Source organism: Agrobacterium sp. MCAB5, assembly GCF_052114365.1.
Lineage (GTDB): Bacteria > Pseudomonadota > Alphaproteobacteria > Rhizobiales > Rhizobiaceae > Agrobacterium > Agrobacterium tumefaciens.
Genome location: NZ_JBFREP010000099.1, coordinates 1 through 700 on the forward strand (window position 1 = coordinate 1; position 700 = coordinate 700).

The window sequence follows — 700 nt, forward strand, 5'->3', positions numbered from 1 at the left end:
GATAGAGCTCGCCCGTCGCTAGGTTGACACGCGCCAGCTCGGAAGCGTCGCCCTGCGACACAACTTCGATATGACGGCGGCCACTAACAACACTGTGCCGGACGTAATTTGCGCCAGCGGATCGCCCGGTCTGCCGGACACCACGCTTTCCCTCAATGCCACCAAACGTCAGATAGGGTCCGACTGCTTTGCAAATGGCGTCCTCATAGAGGGAAAAGAGCTCATTGCAGGCTTTGCACTCATCCAACGAAAACACCGAGCGATTTCCCAACGCCTCAGGGAAGGTGTGGGCGTTGCGCTTATTCCCGAATGCGCGACGATCCGGCGTGCCGCAAAACCGGCAATACTGACGATCGCCAAGAAATCGGGGGGCCATCCCAGGTTCCGAAAGTTGCTGAACGATCACCTTGTACATCTTCAGCGCTGCCACGACATGTAGGCCTCGATGTGGTCACGGTGAGCATACTCGATCAGATCGCGCACAAGCTCGATCAGCCCTGCTTGCAGGAAACCGTCGAAAGGATAGCCATGGGCCAGCTCATTGCGGACCTGGTTCAACGGTGGTTGCCGCGCACCGGAAAGACGCCCGATAACGGATCCTCCCGACTTTTGAACAAGCGGGATCTTTGCATCGGTAAGCCCGTCGTCGCTTTCCATGAACCGCAGCAGTTCGGCGAACTTTACCTGCTCGGACGGCTTT

General features: G+C 57.7%; 2 pseudogenes. Both read right to left on the reverse strand.

From position 1 onward, the window contains the following. A pseudogene (locus tag AB4Z23_RS27540) lies at nucleotides 1-415 on the reverse strand (hypothetical protein); the annotation flags it as partial. A 2-nt stretch (nucleotides 416-417) separates the two neighbouring features. Beyond that, nucleotides 418-700, reverse strand: a pseudogene (locus tag AB4Z23_RS27545) (hypothetical protein); the annotation flags it as partial.